The organism is Bombella sp. ESL0380, from assembly GCF_009725805.1.
GTDB classification, from domain to species: Bacteria; Pseudomonadota; Alphaproteobacteria; order Acetobacterales; family Acetobacteraceae; genus Bombella; species Bombella apis.
This window is the reverse complement of record NZ_WNIH01000003.1, coordinates 70960-91877: the sequence shown is the minus strand read 5'-3', so window position 1 is coordinate 91877 and position 20918 is coordinate 70960. Positions and strand designations below refer to the sequence as shown.

The window sequence follows — 20918 nt, the reverse complement described above, 5'->3', positions numbered from 1 at the left end:
CCAGACAGCCTTACCACCAGGACACCAGAGACCGGGAAAGACTCATGGCAGTGAAGAATGTTGTGGTTGTAGAAAGCCCTGCCAAGGCAAAGACCATCAACCGTTATCTCGGCAGCGATTATACCGTCATCGCCTCCTTCGGCCATGTGCGGGACCTTCCTCCCAAGGATGGAAGCGTGCGCCCTGACGAGAATTTCGCCATGTCGTGGCAGACCGATGATCGTGGCTCGAAACAGATTGCCACCATTGCCAAGGCTCTCAAAGGGGCCAGCAAACTGATTCTCGCCACCGACCCGGACAGGGAAGGTGAGGCCATCTCGTGGCATGTCCGCAGTGCCCTCGAGGAAAAAAAGCTCCTCAAGGATATTGAGGTCGAGCGGGTCACCTTCAACGAGATCACCAAAAACGCCATCGCTGCGGCCATGAAGGCCCCCCGTACGCTGGACCGCCCCCTGATTGATGCCTATCTGGCCCGCCGTGCGCTGGACTATCTGGTCGGCTTCACCCTGTCTCCCGTTCTCTGGCGCAAACTGCCGGGCAGCCGCAGTGCAGGGCGTGTGCAGTCTGTCGCCCTGCGGCTGATCTGCGAACGGGAAGCGGAAATCGAGGTCTTCAAACCCCGGGAATACTGGAGTGTGGAAGGTCTCTTCACAACTCCCGCCAAGGCGGACTTCACCGCAAAACTGACCCATCTTGAAGGCAGAAAACTCGACCAGTTCGCCCTGACCAATGAGGACATGGCCCACAGGGCCCGTGATCTGGTCCGCTCCTCCGCCCTCAGCGTACGGAAGATCGAGCGGAAGCGGACACGCCGCAATCCGGCACCGCCTTTCACCACCTCCACCCTCCAGCAGGAAGCCTCCCGCAAGCTGGGCATGAGTGCACAGACCACCATGCGCACCGCCCAGCAGCTTTATGAGGGTGTGGACCTGAATGGCGAGACGTTCGGCCTGATCACCTACATGCGTACCGATGGCGTCACCATGGCCTCGGAGGCCGTGCAGGCCATCCGCTCCCATATCAGCTCATCCTTTGGCAAAGATTACTGCCCGGGCAAGCCACGCTCCTACACCACGAAGGCAAAAAACGCACAGGAAGCCCACGAGGCCATCCGCCCTACCGATGTGTCCCGTACACCTTCTTCTGTCGCCTCCGTGCTCACGGCGGACCAGAAACGCCTTTATGAACTGATCTGGAAGCGCTCCGTTGCTTCACAGATGCAGTCTGCCGAGCTGGACCAGACAGCCGTCACCATCGGTGATGAACAGGAGCAGACCCTGCTGCGGGCCACCGGCTCCATCATCGCCTTTGACGGCTTTCTGAAGCTCTATATCGAAGGCCATGATGACAAGGAAAAAGGCGGGGATGATGACCAGAACCGCCTTCTCCCCGCCATGAAGGAAGGCGACCAGCTGGGCACGAAGGACGTGACAGCCGAACAGCACTTCACCCAGCCACCTCCCCGCTATTCCGAAGCATCACTGGTCAAGAAGATGGAAGAAATCGGCATCGGGCGGCCTTCCACCTATGCCTCCATCCTCAGCGTCCTGCGGGACCGCAATTATGTGCGCCTTGATGCCCGACGCTTCGTGCCGGAAGACAGGGGGCGGCTGGTCACGGCTTTTCTCACCTCTTTCTTCCAGCGTTATGTGGATACGGGCTTCACGGCCTCGCTGGAGACGCAGCTGGATGACATCTCGGATGGCCGGGCTGACTGGCATGATGTCATGTCCGCCTTCTGGAACGACTTCTCGGCCACGGTTGCCAAGACAAAAGACCTGAAAATCTCTGATGTCATTGATGCGCTGGACCAGGACCTCGGCAACCATTTCTTCCCACCCCGACCGGATGGCAGTGATCCACGCAGCTGCCCGTCCTGCACTGATGGACGGCTGGGCCTCAAGCTGGGGCGGCATGGAGCCTTCCTGGGATGCTCCAACTATCCGGAGTGCCGTGTCACCCGCCCCCTGGCGGTTGATAATGGCGAGGAGACTGCCCTACCGGACGGTATGCGCCTGCTTGGCCATGACCCTGCCACGGGCGAGGACATCACCCTCCGTCGTGGGCCTTACGGGCTGTATGTCCAGCGTGGCGAGCCGGACCCTGAAGACAAGAAGGCCAAACCAAAACGGGCCACCATCCCCAAGGACCGTAACGGCGAAACGCTCACCCTTGAGGAAGCCATCGGCCTTCTCTCCCTCCCCCGTGAGGTTGGCCCCCACCCGGAAACGGGCGAGATGATCACGGCCGGTCTTGGCCGTTTCGGACCGTTCGTCAAGATGGGCAGCATCTACGGCACGCTCAGCAAGGATGATGACGTGCTGACCATCGGCCTGAACCGGGCCGTTGATGCTCTGGCCAAAAAGCTGGCTTCCATCCGCACGTTGGGTACGCACCCCAAGGATGGTGAGGTCGTCATGGTCCGCAAGGGACGTTTTGGTCCCTATGTGCAGCATGGCCAGACCATTGCCACTCTCCCCAAAGGGGACTCGATGGATGACGTCACGCTGGAAGAGGCCCTCACCCTGCTGGATGAAAAAGGCAAACCGCTGAAAGGTGGCCGCAAGACAACCACGAAAAAAACGGCCGCCAAAAAGACCACGACCAGAAAAACCACTACGGCGAAGAGCACGACCAGAAAAACGGCCACCAAAAAGGCAGCGACAGGGAAGGCAACCAGCAGAGCCAAAACGACAAAAAGCGGAACCACAAAAACCGGCAGCCGCAGCAAAACCTCACCAGAGGCGCCCATCAGCAAGGATGACCTTCCTTTCTGATTTCCCTTCTTCCATGAATGCGGCATAATAGCGGGGGATGTGTCTTCCATGATGGCACGCCCCCGGCCCGCGACGGGCACGATCCGCCCTGCCCGGCCTCTGTCCCCGAAAGAAACCATGTGACAGTGTCCCGGCTTTTCATCTTCCCTTTTTCTTACCAGTCCGGTCCATCGCCTTCATGATGCCAGTTCGCCTCCTGCGTCCCGTCTGCACAGCCTTCACCGGGGTTGCCCTGTCCGGCGTGCTGACAGTCGGCTCTGCCATCGCCCAGCCTGTTCAGGCCCATCCTTTCTGGAACCGGCTGCTCCACCATTTTGCCGGCCGCCCTGGAGCACCCTCCTCCACTCCGGTCGGATCCATCACCACCACAACATCCCAACCCGCAGGGACAGGCAGCTCCTCCCGACCCACCCCCGTCCCCACCGCTCCGGCTCTCCCGGAATTCACGGATGAAGACCGGCTGGCAGAGCTGACATTATCAACCGCCCTTACATTCATGCTTCCCCGGACGCTGACCCCGCACACACCGCAGGAACTCTGCCTCTGGGGGATGCAGGCCCTGCTGGAAGTCCCCCAGCCTTTACAACAGCCGGACCATGGGCAGGCGCCATCATCCAGCTTCACCCTCGCCGTCCAGCCCGGAACCATGTTCAGCCCGGCTCACATGAGCCTGCTCCATGACAGGCACCCTCTGCTGTCTGTCCGGACACCCGGCAAGGACGACGTGACCGGCTGGAGCCATCTGAGCCTCCAGCTCATCACGCTCCTGCGACGTGATGTGCCATCCTACCAGCTCATGAATGATGAAACCCTGCTGAGCCGTTTTCTCAATGGCCTTCTGGCCAGGCTGGACCCCTATTCCCGCTATCAGTCTCCTCCACCGCCGCCCAGCCAGTCTGATGCCGTCACGCCTGCCCAGCCCCCACCCGAACCCGCAGCAAGCGTCGGGCTGACCCTCCGCCGGACACGAGCCCATTTCCCTGTCGTGGCAGCCCTCAACCTCGACAGCCCTCTATGGGATGCCGGAATCATACCGGGAGACAGCCTGACCAGCCTCGACCACCAGAGCACACGCCAGATGGCCCTGCCCGCCCTCCAGGCCATGCTGACTGGCCCTGCTGGCAGTACGGTGGAGCTGGAATTCCGCACCAAGGACGGACATCATCTCATCAGGAATTTCACCCGTGGGCGCATGGCAGAAGAAAGTGTCTTCCCTGAACAGGCCGGGCGGTTCCCCATCCTGCGGGTCACCCATTTTTCCAGCCGGACGGCCGAAGAAGTCAGCCAGTATCTTTCCACGCTCCTGCCAGAAACACCCCCAAATAGCAGTCTGCCCCACCCTCCAGACGGCCGGACCCCACCAGCGCCCACCCTGCCCGGCCTCGTGCTGGACCTGCGCGGGAACCATGGAGGAATCCTGCAACAGGCGGTCATGACGGCGGCGCTCTTCCTAGACCACGGCGTGATCGCCACAACCGAAGGACGGGCGGCGGAAGCCAATCACGTCTGGAGCATCCAGGGCGGGGATCTGACCAACAATACCCCGCTGGCCCTGCTGGTTGACCAGGATACGGGCAGTGCAGCCGAAGTTCTGGCAGCAGCGTTGGCCGACCAGCAAAGGGCCGTTGTGACCGGCAGCAGTACCTTTGGCAAAGGCATGGTCCAGATTTCTTCCACCCTGCCCAACGGGGGGCACCTGTCCCTGACATGGGCACACATCACCGCTCCCCAAGGCTGGGCCCTGCAGAACCTTGGGGTCCTGCCCCAGCTCTGCACAAGCCCCCAGGGACAGTTTTCCCTCCGGGACCAGCTGGCAGCGCTTCGTGCTGACCAGTCCCTCATGACCGATGCCCTGCGCCAGTCCCGCCTCATCCACACAGACAGCCCGGAGGCGGCACGGCGTGCCCTGCGACAGGTCTGCCCCCCTGCCGCTGCCAGCCCGACCGACATCTCCGCCGCTCTGGCACTTTTCATCATCCCCCACACCTATCGTGCTGCCCTCCTGCATCTGCCGGACAACACGGCAATTCACCCGGCGGCCAACACCACCCCATGACGACTATGCACCATCTGGCAGGGAGACCAGACTCATGTTCCATGGCCTGAAAACCGGATTCTGGGTCCGTGCCACCCTCAGGCACCTCAACCAGAATGGCCTGATGGCCGTTCTGGTCCGTAAAGGTGACGAAGATGCTGGCAGTGTCTTCATCATGCTGAATGGCCGGGATGGACGCATCGCCATATTACGGGAACAGGGTGCGACATGGCTGCGCCAGACCTTTGAGGACAGCGACACGGAAAGTGCCATGATGCAGGCCAATGCCTATCTGGAACGGCAGAAACGGTACGACCCTGACCTCTGGATCATGGAGGTTGATGTCCTAGACAGCACCCACCCGCTGGAGCATGACATCACCACACGCCGCTTCAGCCATGAAGACTGACCAGCCCCATGTTCCCCGGGGGCCGACCGACGCCTCATCCACCTGTAACACATAGGACACATCTTTTCCCGATTCAGACGCAAACGGCACAGGTATGTCCCGGCAATCCATTGCGTTTACTGTCACTTTCAGTGAAAAGGGTAGCCACCTGTCTGGCTGGAGAGTAATTACATGACCGCACGCCCCTCCATTACATCACTGCTGGCCCGCAGCGCCTGTGCCGCCTGCCTGTCAGTCATGGCGTTTGGTGCGGCCCGGGCACAGCCTGTCCGTGGCCTCTATGTCGGCGGGGCAGCGGGGGCGAGCTTCAACCAGTCCCAGACCGTCAATCCCCACACGAAGCTCTTTGCGCATGGTCGGGACGACTTTGCGACAGGCATCACCGGGCTGGGCAGCATCGGCTGGGGACTGGGGAACGGTTTCCGTGTGGAAGTGGAGGGCAACTACCGCAACAACCGCCTTTCCCGGTTCCATTCCCCCGGCTTCAGCAGCACAGCCCATGGTCACCAGCAGAAATACGGGGGCATGGCCAATGCCCTGTTTGACATGGATATCGGCCAGAACTGGATCTACCCCTATTTCGGGGCTGGTATCGGTTATGGAAGCCAGTTCACGAACACCAGAATCCAGGGGACAGGCGCAGACAGGGGCTACAGGCAGCGGACCCGTGACAGCGCAGGCGGCTTTGCCTATCAGGGCATCTTTGGTGTTTCACTGCCCGTGCCATGGGTTGTTGGCCTTTCCACCACAATGGAATATCGCTTCTACACCATCACGGGCCGCCACAGGCACTTCACGACAGCATCCTACAACATCGCTGCCCCCGACAGTGGACCCGTCAGCGGCAAGCGTGGCAGCCGGACAGATTTCAACCATTCCCTGATGCTCGGGCTGCGCTATGAGTTCAACCCGGCTCCGCCGCCACCGACACAAGCCCCCACCCTCTCCACCCCGGCACCTGCCCCCGTCCGCACCTATCTGGTGTTCTTCGACTGGGATCGTGCCAACCTGTCCGACCGGGCGCGGGCCATCGTGGAAACAGCTGCCCGCAACTCCACATCAGCCCAGTTCACCCGGATCCAGGTCAATGGCCATGCCGATTCTTCGGCTGTCCGTCCTGGCAGCCGGAAGGCTGAAGCCTACAACATGGCCCTGTCTCTCCGCCGTGCGCAGACCATCAAGGCAGAGCTGATCCGCGATGGCGTACCGGCTGGCGTCATCGAGGTTCACGGTTTTGGTGATTCGAAGCCACTGGTCTCCACCCGCCCCGGTACGGCAGAACCGCAGAACCGCCGGGTGGAAATCGACTTCCAGTAAACAGGTACTTCAGAGTCTGACCGGCCTTCGCCTGCCGGTCAGACATCCTGATGTGCTCTCTCAAAAAACGGGCCGGACACGTATTCAGTGTGTCCGGCCCGTTTTTTCTGACAGGTCTCTACGCCCTGTTACTTCGTCTTGGCTGCCGGAGCGTGCCTGCTGACGGCATGATGCACCGTTCGGGAGGTCGCATGATGGACAGCCTGAGGCGTCTTTTTCTCAGTTGATTCGGCCATCTTCTTGCCCGGTTCCTCAGAGGGGGCAGGGGCAGCTGCAACGACAGCCGGCTCGACCTGCACACGGACCTGAAGCTGACGGCGTGGCTGTGCATGGGCAGGAATCAACTCCACGGTGAAGCCGTCAGCCCCCTTGTAATCCGCCGCAGGGGTGTATTCCACATATGTGCGGTTATCATAATTATACAGAAAGGCCCTGCCATTCTCCGGCGGAGGAACCACACCAAAAGACACGTAACTGCCTCCACCCCCTTTGCTGATGGAAAACGGGCAGGTACCGCCATCACCAGCGCTGACCGTCATGCTCACACTCATGCGGCCCGTGGCGTCTGTCTGCACAGGCGATACCTCACAATGAGCAGCCCGCTTCTCGTTGGCAAAAGGATTGGGAGGAATCTCGATGCCACTCGGCCCCCTTGACTGCTGGCCGACACACCCGCCAAGGGCCAGAAGAGTTGCACCGACAACCCCTGCCCGCACTAGAAAACTGCTCTGCTGCACAGTCCACTCCAGAGAAAACTAAAAACAGATAAAAAAGGCGCATCCAGGCCCCTGCCCGCAATCCGCCAGTTTTCAGAACGCACGATACGCTTTCAGCACCATCATGAGAATGAGGTCTTCCATATTTCTTTCTCTGTCAGTTATATTTAACGTTTCCTTCATCATTACACGGCCATATCCACCAAAGAATTGCCCGTCTCAGGGCAGACTTTCCCAAATGACCATGATATAGGCAGAGAACCTGTCAGCGGGAGTTTTCATATGTCTCTTCTGTCCTACGGCCTGTCCTTCTCCAGGACTGGACTGGCCCTTGCCACTGCGGCTTTTTTTGCCATTGCCCCTGCCTCATGGGCAGCAGCCTGCCACTCTTCGGCAGAAGACCATTCAGCCTTCAATCTGGCTGGTCTGAAATCGGAACTCATGGTGACGGCTCTCTCCTGCCAGACGCAGGACCGTTACAACCAGTTCATCACACGCTTCCGCCCCATCCTGACAGAATCGGAAAGACGGCTGGATTCCTATTTCCACCGGACATTTGGCCGCCAGGCGCAGAAAAAACATGATGATTACATCACCCAGCTGGCGGATGTGCAGTCCTTGGGGGGGCTGAAGTCCGGTACGGCCTTCTGTGCCCAACGTGTGCCGATGTATGACGAGATCGAGGCGCTGGACGATTCGAACAGCGACCTCGCCCATTATGCCGAGGCCAAGGATATTGTTCAGCCTTCTTCCTACGAAAGCTGCACGGCACCCCAGCCTCCCCACCGGGCCACGAGCCGCCGCAGGCGCCGGGGCTGACCTCCCGCCCCTCCCCACGCCCCGACAGACAGGATCACAGGATGGCCGATATGTTCGAGCAGGGTTCCACACCTGCCCCCTCCCATGTACAGCCAGCTGAACAGTATGATGCCGGGGCCATTGAGGTCCTTGAAGGGCTGGAGCCCGTACGCCGTCGCCCTGGCATGTATATCGGGGGTACGGACGATGCGGCCTACCACCATCTTGCCTCCGAAATCATTGACAACGCCATGGATGAAGCCGTGGCGGGTCATGCCACGACCATCGAGGTCTGTCTGGAAGACGCCCACACCCTGATGGTCCGTGACAATGGCCGTGGGATTCCGACTGACCCCCATCCCCGCTTCCCGAAAAAATCAGCCCTTGAGGTCATTTTCACCACGCTCCATGCGGGGGGGAAATTCTCTGGCAAATCCTATGCCACATCAGGCGGTCTGCATGGTGTGGGCAGCTCTGTCGTCAACGCACTGGCCTCCCATCTGGAAGTCGAGGTCTACCGCAACCGCAAGGGATGGCGACAGACTTTCTCCCGTGGTCTGCCAACCAGTACGCTAGAAAGCACAAAACCTGCCATCCGGCGTGGCACGATGGTGCGTTTCACCCCGGACAGTGACATTTTCGGCCCCCTGCATTTCTCCCCGGCCCGTCTGTACCGCCAGTGCCAGATCAAGGCAGCGCTGTTCCGGGGGGTCAGCATCACATGGTCCTGTGCCCCGGAACTTCTGAAAGGGGACAATGCTCCACCAGCCGAAGCTATCATCGCCTATCCAAATGGTCTGGAAGATGCCCTGACGGCTGATCTTGGTCCCTCACCTGCCCTGCTTACCCCCCTCTGGGCTGGTGAGGCTGAGCTGCCTGTGGCTGCCGATGGCCAACCCGGTGGGCGTGTCGAGTGGGCTGTTGCCTTTCTCGACCAGGGAAACAGCGCTCTCATTTCCTACTGCAACACCATTCCCACACCGCAGGGTGGCACCCATGAGAACGGCCTGCGGGCGGCACTCGTCAAAGGCTTCCGCAACTGGGGGGACCAGCGCAAGATTCGCCGTTCCAGCACCATCACGGCGGAAGATGTGCTGGGCACCATCAATGCCCGTCTGTCCGTTTTCATCCGCAACCCACAATTCCAGGGACAGACAAAGGACAGGCTGACCACACAGGAGGCCAGCCGCCTCGTGGAAGGTGCCCTGCGGGACCGGATCGACCACTGGCTGGGGGGCAATCCCCAGCAGGCTGACAGTCTGGTCGGCTATATGGTCGAACGGGCAGAAGAACGCCTGCGCCGCCGTGAAGCCCGTGAAACAACCCGCAAAACGGCGACAAAGCGCCTGCGTCTGCCCGGCAAGCTGACAGACTGCTCCCGCAGCAATGCCCATGAGACGGAAATCTTTCTCGTGGAAGGCGAATCAGCCGGGGGGTCTGCCCGTCAGGCCCGTGACAGGGAAACACAGGCCGTTCTGCCCCTGCGGGGCAAGATACTCAATGTCGCCTCTGCCACACAGGAAAAACTGCTGGCCAATACGGAGCTGAAAGACCTGATCGAGGCACTTGGCTGTGGCTTTGGCAAGACTCTCGACCTTGAAAAACTGCGCTATGGCCGCATCATCATCATGACAGATGCTGACGTGGATGGCGCCCATATCGCCTCCCTGCTGATGACCTTCTTCTTCCGGGAGATGCCGGACCTCGTCCGGCAGGGGCACCTCTACCTGGCGCAGCCACCACTCTACCGGCTCACTCATGGCAGCAAGACCGTCTACGCCATGAACGACCTCGACCGTGACCGCAGGTTGAAGACGGACTTCAAGCCCAATGCCAAAGTTGAAATTTCACGCTTCAAAGGGCTGGGGGAAATGCCGGTTTCCGACCTCAAGGAAACCACCATGTCCCCTGCACGCCGCACACTCCTGCGTGTAACCGTCCCGACAGAAGACAACCTGATGACCCGCAGACGGATCGAGAGCCTCATGGGCCGCAAGCCTGAGCTGCGCTTCCAGTTCATTCAGGAGCAGGCCCAGTCGGTCAATCTTCTCGATATCTGACACGCCCGAGCATCCCCGGAAACAGGAAGAGGCGCATCCCACAAACAGGATGCGCCTCTTCCATGTCAGCCGAATACCGGATTCGCCGGATTCTCTCCCATGCGGCCATCCGCCCTATGGAGCGTGGCGATCGCCGCCATCTCCTGCTCGGGCAGGACAAAATCGAACAGGTCCAGATTCTCTGCCATGCGCTCCCGATGAACTGATTTGGGAATCACGATCACCCCATTCTGGAGGTGCCAGCGCAGAATCACCTGTGCCGGGCTTTTGCCGTGGCGTCTGGCAATATCACCAATCAGCTCGTTGTTCAGTACAGTCCCCTTGCCCAGAGGACGCCACGCTTCGGTCTGAATTCCCACGCTTTTATGAAAAGCCCGCAACTCCTCCTGCTGGAAGAAAGGATGAATCTCGATCTGATTGACGGCAGGCACAACACCTGTCTCATCCATGATTCGCTGGAGGTGATCTTTCTCAAAATTGGACACGCCGATAGACCGGACACGCCCCTGTTTCTGCAGGTCGATCAGAGCCTTCCACGTCTCCACATACAGTCCCTGCTGCGGCATTGCCCAATGAATGAGGTAGAGATCCACCACATCACGCTGCAGCAGACGGGCACTCTCATCAAAAGCTTTCAGGGTCGAATCATAACCCTGCTCGTCATTCCAGACCTTGGTTGTGACAAACATGGCGGGGTGCCCTTTCAGCCCCTCGCCAACTCCCGCCTCATTGCGATACAGCCGGGCCGTATCCACGGCCCTGTAGCCCAGCTCTATGGCTGTTCTGACAACATCAGCTGTTTCATCAGGCGGTGTTTCCCAGACACCAAGCCCGATCCACGGCATGGCATGACCATCATTCAGCTGTACACAGGATGCAGCATCCTTGGGAAAATCACTCATGTTCCCTCCCTGATTCTGGGCGACACGGCACTGACCACCAGCCAGTGCCGCCGGTTCATTCATCCTCGCTCTTCCCGAAAGATCAGGCAAGCCATTCTCCATGCACTCCCGGGAAATCAGACAGTCTGCTCAAACAGACCCATCTGTACCGGCAGGGAACGGTCCTCATACGACACCAGCGAGGAAATGGTCAGTCCCAGCAGTCGCACTGGCCGGTCCAGCGGGAAGAAACTGCGCAGAATTTCCAGAGCCACTGGCAGCAATACGCACTCATCGGCGGCAGGGAAAGCCATTGAGCGAGCCCGGGTTACCGTATGAAATCCGGCATAGCGCAACTTGAGCGTAACGGTCCGTCCGGCAAGGCGCTTCTGCGCACAGCCAGCAGCCAGTTTGCTGACAATCGCTTTCAACGTCGCTGCCAGCCTGTCCCATTCAGCCACGTCATGCGGAAAGGTTGTCTCCGTTCCCAATGACTTCCTGGGCCGGTTGGCCTCTACCGGGCGATGATCCTGACCTCTGGCGATATCATGATAGAACTGGGCTGAACTGCCAAAATGCTGCCTCAACTCCGGTACTGTCCATTTTCTGAGGTCCGCTCCCGTGTGGATTCCCAGACCATGCATCCGCCGCGTGGTCGCCGGCCCCACACCATGGAATTTCTCCACAGGCAGATCCGCCACGAAAGCAGCGCCCTGCCGGGGAGAAATCACAAAAAGCCCGTCGGGCTTTCGCTGCCCCGAAGCCAGTTTGGCCAGAAAACGGTTATACGATACCCCCGCTGAAGCCGTCAGCCCTGTCTGCTGCCGAATATCCCGCCGGATGGCTTCAGCAACGGCTGTAGCAGATCCATAAGGAGGCCACTGTTCCGTAACATCCAGATAGGCCTCATCCAGCGCCAGCGGCTGTATGAGCGCCGTATAATGCCGGAAAATGGCATGAATCTGAGCCGAGACAGCACGATAGACGTCAAAACGGGGAGGAACGAAGATCAGCTCCGGGCAACGTTCCAGTGCCATGTGCGAGGGCAAAGCGGAACGTACACCAAAGACACGGGCCTCATAGCTAGCAGCGGCCACGACACCTCTACCTGACCCACGCCCCACAGCCACTGGCCTGCCCCGTAAAGCCGGATTGTCTCGCTGCTCGATGGAAGCATAAAACGCATCCATGTCCACATGCAGGATCCGCCTCGCAGCGTCATCAGCCCTACCCTCTTTCACCCTTTCCAACCCCGCCGGATGGGACATGCCTGCCTCAGCCCCTCTCACGATCCCTGAAAAGATGCCGTTGGCATCGGCACATAACTGCCGACAACCAGCGCAAGGATGGTTACATCCGGGCTCTCAGCAGCGCTGTGGCAGACCGTATCACCCGGTGCAGGCAGGATGATCGGTGACTGAAACTCCGGCTCGGTACTCTGGGGCCAGAGAACCATCTGTCCGCTTTCCTTGACCTGAACCGCCTTTATGGTGGCCTCGAAACCATCCGACACTCTGGAACGTTGCATGGCGACCACATAATCCCCATTACGGGGCCGGCGTCCCAGCTCGGAAAAATTGATGACGATAACCACCGAACCATCCTGAAACACACGGTTCATGGACTGCCCCTTCACCATCAACCCGTATCGCTTCAGACCGGGATAGGCTGCATCGTAAGGAATGGTGATCGCATACTGGTCTGGAAGAGGCCATTCATGTGCCTCCTTCCAGACCCCGGCCTGCACCTCACCACAGACCTGCACCTGCGAAACAGGCAGATTAGGAGACGGCGCTGGCTGTTCGACTGTCTTCTGCTCTTCAGACCTGCTGATCTCTGCTACCAGCGGACCAACCGGCACACCCAGCACCTGGGCCAGGGCTGCCAGTTTGTCCGTACGGGGGAGATGTTTGCGCCGACGCATGTCCCGCAAAAAATCCACACCAACAGCAGGATTGATCTCACGGGCTTTCAGACAGGCCCGCCTGTCGGACAATCCCTGGGCCGCCAGAAGGGAATCCAGATGCGACAACAACGATTCAATAGACATGGTACGGGGATTATCCCTCTTTCCTGCGTATGTCCAGACAGGGGACACCCTAGGTCCTGTTAATTTTTCTTGACATTTAAGGGTATATCCCCGCATCCTCAGAGCAATTCCTTACAGGAGGCTCTCCGACACTCAATCTGCCAAGGAAGAAATACCCTCACTGCTTTCATCCTTTCCATATGACCTGATTGTCATGGGGCCATGCCCCATTACGGACCATAACGCAGTTTTCCGGGAGAATTCCTTTGTCTCGCATCACGCACATCACGACCACCCCGACCCGGGAGCGGACCCGCAAGCCCGATTATGAAATCATCGGCCGCAGGCGCCGCCGTGCCAACACTCTTGGTGCCCTCTCCTCCCGTCTGACTGCTGATGTCATTTCTGAAGCAGAACAGTGGGTCAAGGACTGGATGCTGGCCGAACACGGCTATCTCGACATCATGAAAAATGGCGGCGCCCCCGCACAGGCGGGGAATGTCTTCACCTTCAATGCATTGCAGGGCAAAGCCTGGGGGCGGCTGAACGCCTTCCGCCGCCATGCAGGACGGGCCCGACACCAGCTGCTCGTGAACATGCTGGGACTCGGCTGGTCCTTTTCTTCCCTCGGCTCCAAACTCTATCCCGATCTGCACCCGGACAGTGCCCGCAAAAAGGCTTCGGAAGAGTGCGCCGCCACACTGGAAATGCTGGCCGCCTTCTGGCAGGGACAGAGACGCGAAAAAGCCAGACAGGCTGTCACCATTGCCCGGGAACATCGCAAAGGGCTCGACATGATGACCCTGTCCAGACGCTATCATCTGGCCCCTGAAGGTCTTGAGAAGATCATCCGGCATGGCGAGATCATCCTGAACAAACCCCGGAAGATCACGGCTGCGGAACTCCGCAACTGACCATGGCACCCGGATTGCTTTTTTCCTGTTGACAGCTTACCCGCTTTATCCTATAAAAAGGACATCATCACGAGCCGTGCGCCCAGAGGGGTGTACGGCTTTTTTCATGACTGCTGTTCCAAGACAGACAGCTTTTCTTTCCCTTCAGGATGGATTCCGCAAACCACCGCCCTTCCTGGCGGTGCGACCCCATGCGCCATGATCCACCTCCACTGCACCACCGAGGCCCATCCTGCCGGACATGCATGATCCGGCTTCCATGCCCGGCACCTGCATTCATTAAAAACGGACTTTCTTCCATGGCTCACATGCCTTCCTCCCCCGCCGGGCAGCCGCTCGGCCGCGGCCGCATCGTTCTGACCAGACGCGGCCTCTGCACCGTTCTTGCCGAAGAGGGCAACAGTCTTGTTCTCTGCCCGATCCACGAAGCTCCAGCCCTGACACACAGGGCCGACATTCCTCTGACATGGAGGGATGAACTCATTCTGGGACTGAAACAAAATGCGGTCGTCAGGGCCATTCCCTTCCTCAAGCAGCGTCAGGCCGTCACCCCCCAGCCTGCAAGTCTCTCCGCCTTCACCCTCACCCAGCTCCGCCTCCGGACACACCGGGAACTGCAGGTCAACGCTCTGGAAAGTGACAGGCTGCCCTTCTTCTCTGGCAGACATGCCCGCAACCGCCTCCATGCGACCCATGTCTCATGACACGCCCCGCAAAAAGCCTGTCTCCTTCTCGCAGAAACTCTTTGATGAAATGATGGAAGACCTCATGCTCGGCACTCCCCTGCATGACATCTGCTCCGGCGCACAGCGCCCCACCCTGCGCAGCTTCTATCGTTGGCTCCAGAAACATCCGGCCCTCCTGCCCCGTTATCGCCGGGCACGGGAACTGTCTGCCGACAGTCTGGAAAGCACCATCCTCTCCCATATCAGGGCCATGCCAGAAAAAGCTGATGCGGCCACGGTCAATTTCCACAAGCTGAGGTTCGACATGCTCCGCTGGATCATGGCCCGCCGTGCCCCAAAGCGGTATGGTGACCGGCAAACCATGGAACATGCCGGGCATGATGGCGGCCCCGTACACACCATCCAGCGGCTCATCATTGATCCCGCTGCTCCGGGCACAACACCACCGGACACATCACCGCAATAAAATGCAGGGGCCTCATGACAACAGACCGGGTCACCATCATGACACCCCGGGCCTTTGCGCCCCTTCTACAGCCTGCCCGCTATAAAGGCATCTGGGGAGGACGAGGTTCCGGGAAGTCCTGTTTCTTTGCCGGAATGCTGATCGAACAGGCCACACTGCGCCCCGGGTTGCGGGCGGTCTGCATCCGGGAAATCCAGAAATCCCTGACTGTTTCCGTTCACCAGCTGCTCCGGGACACCATCGCACGCCTGAACCTGTCCCACCTCTTCACAGTTTTGGACAGGGAAATCCGTACACCCGGCGGCGGTGTCATCCTCTTCCAGGGGATGCAGTCCCACAATGCCGAAACCATAAAATCCCTGGAAGGAATGAACATCGCCTGGGTGGAGGAAGCGCAGTCCCTCTCGGCCAGGTCCCTGAAACTCCTGCGCCCGACCATCCGCCAGCCCGGTTCCGAACTCTGGTTCAGCTGGAATCCCAATCATCCCTCCGACCCTGTGGATGCCTTCATGCGTGATCCTGCCACGGAAGGTGACCCCTCCTTCATCACGATCCGGGCGAACTGGTCAGACAATCCGTGGTTCCCAAATGTTCTGGACCAGGAACGAAAACGGGATCAACATCTGCGACCACAGGACTATGGCCATATCTGGGAGGGAGGCTATCAGCTGCATCACGAAGCCCTCATCTTCCCCGACCGCATCACGGTTGAAGAGTTCCGGCCCCCCAGCAGCTGCCGCTTCCATTTTGGAGTGGACTGGGGCTTCTCACGGGACCCCACAGCCGTCATACGCTGCTTCATTCACGAGGACATCCTCCATATCGACCATGAGGCAGGCGGCACCCACATTCCACTGGACCACCTGCCTGCCCTGTTCGACAGGATACCGGGCATCCGCCACTGGCCCATCCGGGCAGACGGTGCCCGGCCGGAAACGATCAGTTACCTTCGCACCCGCCATCATTTCCGCATCAGTGCCGCCCGAAAATGGCCCGGAAGCGTACAGGATGGCATCGAGAGGCTGCGCTCCTTCCGGTCCATCCGCATCCATCCCCGCTGCCAGCAGACAGTCCGTGAGTTCCGCCTCTACCGTTACAGGTCGGACCCGCTGACAGGCGATGTCCTCCCGCAGGTGGAAGATGCGAACAACCATTACATCGACGCCCTGCGTTACGCTCTGGATGGCCTCATCACCAACCAGTCCCCCCTGCCGGATTTCTCACGGTTTGCACCACCTACCTGATGGACATGGCTCTCACGGATGACCCAGCGCCCAGACCAGCCATCCCCCTACGGCTCCCCCCAGTATCAGCCCACCCAGAAGGGCCAGCAGAAGCATCCGTCCGGCAATACGCTGTGATGATGCCTTCCAGTCGATCCATCTCATGACACGTCTCCTTTCCGTTACAGATAGGCCTTACCCATGCCCGGTTTTTCTCTCACCCGTCTGTTTGAAAAACAGCCCACAACAACCGCACGCCCCCGGCAGGAACCCGCCGCTCCACGTCACACCAGTATGGCCGGGAAGACAAGTCCCCACTGGCTGACCCGCCTGTGGCGGGCCTCCCACACCATCCCTACACCCGATGACAGAGAGACAGCCACGCCATTCTCCCCCTACCGGCCACCACCGGGCGTCGTGCCGGAAGGGCATGACCAGCCCGGCATGGATTCTGCCCCCACGGCCATGATGGACATGGCCTGCTGGGCTATGGGACAGACGGCAGCCCAGCCATCATGGATGGCCGACGGGCTTGGTTTTCTGGGGTATCCGACCCTCGCCCAGATGGCCCAGCGGGCGGAGTTCCGCAAACCCTGTGATGTCATCGCACGGGAAGCCACACGGGAATGGATCAGCCTCAGCACGCACAACCCAGACCATCCCTCTCCGGCTCTTCCGTCGGATCCCGCAGCCCGCCTTCATGCGCTGGATGTGGAGATGAAACGGCTGAATGTCCGCGAGCTTCTGCACCAGCAGATTCTGGACAGCCTGCTCTACGGCATCGGCCATATCTGGCTCAACATGGCTGACACGCCCCGCACGACCTATGGGCAGACACTCCCGCTGCCCCTCACCCCCCACGGGGTCCGCAGGGGAACTCTGGCCGGGCTGAAAAACATCGAACCGGTCTGGACCACGCCCAACGCCTACAATGCCGACTCTCCCCTGCAGGATGACTATTACCGGCCCCGCAACTGGTGGGTGCAGGGTAGCCTTGTCCATCGGGACAGGCTCATCAGCATGGTGCCTTATGGCGTATCCGACCTCTTCAAACCGTCATTCAATTTCGGCGGGATGAGCCTGACACAGCAGCTGCGCCCCTATGTCCACAACTTCCTGCGGACCCGCAACAGCATCAGCAACATCACGACCAATTTCTCCAGGCTTGTCCTGAAGACCGACATGGGCGGCCTGATGGCCACCGGCACCAGCGACGAGGCCGACCCGACAGCCTCCATCACGGGGCGGGCCTCCTTCATGCAGAAAATTTCCGAAGGACAGGACATCATCGTGGCCGACCGGCAGAACGAGGATGTATCCATCGTGGCCACACCCCTGACAGGGCTTGCCGACCTCCAGTCCCAGGCCATGGAAGCCATGGCCTCCATACCCGGCATACCGCTCGTAAAGCTCTTCGGCATCACCCCCAACGGGCTGAACGCCTCCTCCGCTGGAGAAATCAGGGTGTTCTACGATGAGATCGCCGCCTTTCAGGAAGCCCACATGCGGCCCGTGCTGAGCCGCCTGCTCACCCTGATCCAGCTCAACCTCTGGGGAGACACCGACCCTGCGCTGGAGATCACCTTCAAGCCCCTCTGGCAGCAGACCACACAACCACAGCCATCCGAGGCCTCATGACCATTCTCGCCTATGACCGCACCGGGTCCGTCCGCAGTTTTGATGACAACGGACGCCTCCGTGTGGAACGGACCCCCATCAGCAAGGCCAACATCTGCCTCTATCAGGGGCGGGAAATTCCCGACCATGCCCGGCTGGGCCTGAACCCGGACCAGTCCTACCGCCTCCTGCGGGACCCGAAAGAACTGGAAAAGGCGGCAGACAGTTTCAACTCCCTGCCTGTTCTGGAGGAACACGTCCCCACCAGTGCGGATGCCCACCCAAGGGAGCTGACGGTCGGCTCCACCATGGACAATGCCCGCTTCGAAAGCCCCTACCTGACGGTCGGCATGGTCATCTTTGATGGTCCTGCCATCACCCGCATCCAGTCCGGTGACCAGAAGGAACTATCCTGCGGCTACGCCTATGAGGCGGACATGACACCGGGCACCCATGAGGGCCAGCCCTATGACGGACGCATGGTCAACATCCGGGGAAACCATATTGCCCTCGTAACAAAAGGACGGGCCGGCCCTGACGTGCTGGTCCATGATTCTTCAGCCCCAGGGAAAGCAGCCACCACCATGACACGGAAAGACGACACGCCCACCGCCGAGGCACCCCACCATGAAGAGGCGGAATCTGCCCTGAACGAGGCCATCCAGAAGGCCCTTTCCGCCGACCGCGCCCTGCGCCAGGCCACGGAGGAGGCACGCCGCCTTGTCCGCCCCCTGGTCGGAGAGGTTCATGGCATGGAAAGTGCCGATGACGTCTACCGCTATGCCCTCCGGCAGTCCGGCATGGCAGCGGACAGTCTCGCCGCCATCAATCAGGCCGGTCTTCATGCCCTCGTCCAGACCCGTCTGGAGGCCATGACTCCACCCATCACGCACGCTCCTGCCGCTGATGAAACCGCCACCGGGTATACGGCCCCACGCCGTTACTGACCCCATCCCTGCCCAGATTTACAGAAAGCACATCCATGTCCGATTTCCAGCAGACTGTCTCCTACACATGGCCGCAGGGTTTTCCCGGAGCCCCGGCCAGTGCCAACCCCATCCGCACGGCCATCGCCCCGGAAGGCGGATTCATCGCCGGAGAGGGCGGGCTGACCATTGCCCGTTTCGTCTGGCGTCATGAAGACGGCGTGAGCCTGAGCCATACCGGCACCACCACACCGGCGGGCTTCCTCTACCGTTCGCAGCAGGGGCTGACGACGCAGTATCTCCAGTCCGCCACCATGACCCTGCCGCAGGGCTTCATGGCCAGCCTTGCTGAGGGCGGAGACTTCTGGGCCGTGGCCAGCACGGCAGCCACGGCGGGACAGGCCGTCTATGCCTCCACAGGTGACGGCAGCCTCCAGACGGCCCCGGCAGGCAACACACCGCAGGGAACCGTGGCCACAGGCTGGACGGTCTCCCGTGGCGGCAGTGCGGGAGAACCGATCATCATTTCCGGCCCCATGCACCCCATGACGGCCTGACCCCTCTTCAACCCGCCCGCCCCTTCTCCGCTCCCGACCACAAGCAAGGTATCACCATGCCCCACTCCATTTCTTCCGCCATGCTGAAACGTGACTTCGGCATTCATGGCGTGCTTGACCACGCCATGGCCTTCGACAGCGCCGTGACGGCTCCCAATTCCGGCATTCCGTCCATCTTTTCCACCTATGCCGACCCTCGCACCATCAAGGCTCTCATCACACCCATCCGGGCCGAGGCCATCTATGGCCAGGGCCAGAAAGGCGACTGGCTGACGGACACGGCACAATTCCCCTTTGTCGAACTTTCCGGCCAGACAGCTTCCTACGGGGACTATGACAGCTCCGGGGACAGTGACGTCAACGCCAACTGGGTGCAGAGGCAGTCCTTCCATTTCCAGACATGGACCCGCTGGGGAGAACGGGAGGCGGAACGCATGGGGGCGGCACGGCTGGACTGGGTCTCCCGCAAGAATGAGGCGTCCATCTCCATCCTGAACAAGACGAGCAACCGCATCAGCCTCTTCGGAATGGAAGGTCTCCAGCTGCGTGGTGCCCTCAATGACACGGCCCTGCCACCGGCCATCCAGCCCACCCCGAAGATTGCTCCTTCCGGAGCGGCAACGGGCAGCAGCGACTGGCTGAGCATGACCGACCCGATGCAGGTCTATGCCGACATTCTCAAGGCCTTCCAGCAGCTTTCCGAACAGATGGGCGGAAATGTCACGCTGGAAAGCCCCCTGACCCTCGTCATTCCGACGGAGCGGCAGCAGTGCCTGCTGTACACGAACCAGTTCCGTGTCTCCCTTCGTGAACTGCTGCGGGAGAACCTGCCCAACCTGAAGATCGAGACCCTGCCGGAAGCCGGCAGTACGCTGTCTGGTGGTCTCAGCAAGGTCACGCAGATGCAGCTCTTCCTGCGGGAGGTGGACGGGCAGGAAAGTGTCACCACCGCCTTTACCGAGAAGCTGCGTGCCCATGCGGTCGAACGCTACAGCTCCTACATCCGCCAGAAAAAATCCCAGGGCACATGGGGAACCATCTGGTTCTACCCGGTGGCCTGCGTCACCATGACAGGAATCTGAACCATGGCCGATACTGTCACCGTCCTCTGCCGTCTGCCTTCCGGCATCCGGCTCGACCTGCATGACCTCTCCAGCCTGAGCGAACGGACACAGGCCACGGCCCCCGTCATGACTCCGCCACAGGCCCGGTCCTCCATACTGCTGAATGGCATCCGGCAGGACCCGCTCTACCATCCGGTGGAAAACCGTCTGCTCGGGCGGGCGGGACGGACCACCGTGCCGACCAACTTCTGGAAAGCCTGGCTGGAACAGAACAGGCAAAGCGACCTCATCACCCGGAAGATCATCTTTGCCGAAACCACGCCCGCCCGTGCCGACAATGCCATGGCCGAACTGGCCAAGGACCGCACGGGGCTGGAAGGGGCTGACAACACCACCCTGGCCGAAGGTGTCACCCCCATGCAGAAAACAGCCTGACCACCCGC

20 protein-coding genes are annotated in these 20918 nt (G+C 60.3%); 15 read left to right on the top strand and 5 right to left on the bottom strand.

The features are described from left to right. The first annotated feature begins 50 nt into the window (after positions 1-50). From topA to GM608_RS01625, 4 genes are all read left to right on the top strand, one after another. Positions 51-2777 carry a type I DNA topoisomerase gene (gene topA / locus GM608_RS01640; RefSeq protein WP_333645104.1) on the top strand — a complete coding sequence of 909 codons (2727 nt, stop codon included), beginning with the start codon at positions 51-53 and terminating at the stop codon, positions 2775-2777. A gap of 178 nt (positions 2778-2955) precedes the next feature. Beyond that, positions 2956-4833: a S41 family peptidase gene (locus tag GM608_RS01635; protein ID WP_333644873.1), complete on the top strand. Its 1878-nt coding sequence runs from the start codon at positions 2956-2958 to the stop codon at positions 4831-4833. Between the two features lie 34 nt (positions 4834-4867). After that, positions 4868-5221 carry a DUF1491 family protein gene (locus tag GM608_RS01630; RefSeq protein WP_154980966.1) on the top strand — a complete coding sequence of 118 codons (354 nt, stop codon included), beginning with the start codon at positions 4868-4870 and terminating at the stop codon, positions 5219-5221. A gap of 171 nt (positions 5222-5392) precedes the next feature. Then, positions 5393-6538 (top strand): OmpA family protein, encoded by a 1146-nt coding sequence (locus GM608_RS01625; protein ID WP_043561026.1) that lies wholly within the window; start codon positions 5393-5395, stop codon positions 6536-6538. A gap of 128 nt (positions 6539-6666) precedes the next feature. Here the strand turns inward: GM608_RS01625 and GM608_RS01620 are convergent, their stop codons facing one another. Then, positions 6667-7275 (bottom strand): hypothetical protein, encoded by a 609-nt coding sequence (locus tag GM608_RS01620; RefSeq protein WP_248630326.1) that lies wholly within the window; start codon positions 7273-7275, stop codon positions 6667-6669. Between the two features lie 261 nt (positions 7276-7536). On the opposite strand from GM608_RS01620, the gene GM608_RS01615 reads away from it, so the two are divergent. Beyond that, on the top strand, positions 7537-8073 hold the full coding sequence (locus tag GM608_RS01615) for a hypothetical protein (RefSeq protein ID WP_081562618.1): 537 nt from the start codon (positions 7537-7539) through the stop codon (positions 8071-8073). A gap of 41 nt (positions 8074-8114) precedes the next feature. Then, on the top strand, positions 8115-10112 hold the full coding sequence (locus tag GM608_RS01610; protein WP_408863021.1) for a type IIA DNA topoisomerase subunit B: 1998 nt from the start codon (positions 8115-8117) through the stop codon (positions 10110-10112). Between the two features lie 65 nt (positions 10113-10177). Here the strand turns inward: GM608_RS01610 and GM608_RS01605 are convergent, their stop codons facing one another. From GM608_RS01605 to GM608_RS01595, 3 genes are all read right to left on the bottom strand, one after another. Further along, positions 10178-11014: an aldo/keto reductase gene (locus GM608_RS01605; RefSeq protein WP_043561701.1), complete on the bottom strand. Its 837-nt coding sequence runs from the start codon at positions 11012-11014 to the stop codon at positions 10178-10180. 116 nt (positions 11015-11130) lie between these two features. Then, on the bottom strand, positions 11131-12183 hold the full coding sequence (gene dinB / locus GM608_RS01600; protein WP_249079264.1) for a DNA polymerase IV: 1053 nt from the start codon (positions 12181-12183) through the stop codon (positions 11131-11133). A gap of 95 nt (positions 12184-12278) precedes the next feature. Continuing rightward, the gene (locus tag GM608_RS01595; RefSeq protein WP_166651630.1) at positions 12279-13043 is read right to left on the bottom strand and encodes a LexA family transcriptional regulator; all 765 of its coding nucleotides are present in this window, start codon (positions 13041-13043) and stop codon (positions 12279-12281) included. Between the two features lie 245 nt (positions 13044-13288). Here GM608_RS01595 and GM608_RS01590 point away from each other — a divergent pair, with 245 nt between their 5' ends. From GM608_RS01590 to GM608_RS01575, 4 genes are all read left to right on the top strand, one after another. Further along, entirely contained in the window at positions 13289-13936 is a 648-nt protein-coding gene (locus GM608_RS01590; protein ID WP_248630325.1) for a hypothetical protein, read from the top strand. Between the two features lie 299 nt (positions 13937-14235). Then, on the top strand, positions 14236-14640 hold the full coding sequence (locus tag GM608_RS01585; RefSeq protein ID WP_086431794.1) for a hypothetical protein: 405 nt from the start codon (positions 14236-14238) through the stop codon (positions 14638-14640). After that, complete coding sequence (locus GM608_RS01580; protein ID WP_052349176.1) at positions 14630-15088, top strand: hypothetical protein; 459 nt, start codon at positions 14630-14632, stop codon at positions 15086-15088. Before GM608_RS01585 ends, GM608_RS01580 begins: the two co-directional genes overlap by 11 nt. 14 nt (positions 15089-15102) lie before the next feature. Continuing rightward, complete coding sequence (locus tag GM608_RS01575) at positions 15103-16332, top strand: PBSX family phage terminase large subunit (RefSeq protein ID WP_227449774.1); 1230 nt, start codon at positions 15103-15105, stop codon at positions 16330-16332. Between the two features lie 12 nt (positions 16333-16344). Here the strand turns inward: GM608_RS01575 and GM608_RS01570 are convergent, their stop codons facing one another. Beyond that, entirely contained in the window at positions 16345-16476 is a 132-nt protein-coding gene (locus tag GM608_RS01570) for a hypothetical protein (RefSeq protein ID WP_256462226.1), read from the bottom strand. A gap of 36 nt (positions 16477-16512) precedes the next feature. On the opposite strand from GM608_RS01570, the gene GM608_RS01565 reads away from it, so the two are divergent. The 5 genes from GM608_RS01565 to GM608_RS01545 are packed head-to-tail and all read left to right on the top strand — an operon-like array spanning position 16513 to position 20910. Further along, positions 16513-17949, top strand: a complete 1437-nt coding sequence (locus GM608_RS01565; RefSeq protein ID WP_154980962.1) for a DUF1073 domain-containing protein — start codon at positions 16513-16515, stop codon at positions 17947-17949. After that, positions 17946-18875: a DUF2213 domain-containing protein gene (locus tag GM608_RS01560; protein ID WP_086441370.1), complete on the top strand. Its 930-nt coding sequence runs from the start codon at positions 17946-17948 to the stop codon at positions 18873-18875. Before GM608_RS01565 ends, GM608_RS01560 begins: the two co-directional genes overlap by 4 nt. A gap of 35 nt (positions 18876-18910) precedes the next feature. Continuing rightward, complete coding sequence (locus GM608_RS01555; RefSeq protein ID WP_249085349.1) at positions 18911-19411, top strand: hypothetical protein; 501 nt, start codon at positions 18911-18913, stop codon at positions 19409-19411. Positions 19412-19467: 56 nt separating this feature from the next. Then, positions 19468-20493 (top strand): hypothetical protein, encoded by a 1026-nt coding sequence (locus tag GM608_RS01550; RefSeq protein WP_052349250.1) that lies wholly within the window; start codon positions 19468-19470, stop codon positions 20491-20493. Positions 20494-20496: 3 nt separating this feature from the next. Continuing rightward, complete coding sequence (locus GM608_RS01545; RefSeq protein WP_181005249.1) at positions 20497-20910, top strand: hypothetical protein; 414 nt, start codon at positions 20497-20499, stop codon at positions 20908-20910. The last annotated feature ends 8 nt before the right edge of the window (positions 20911-20918 follow it).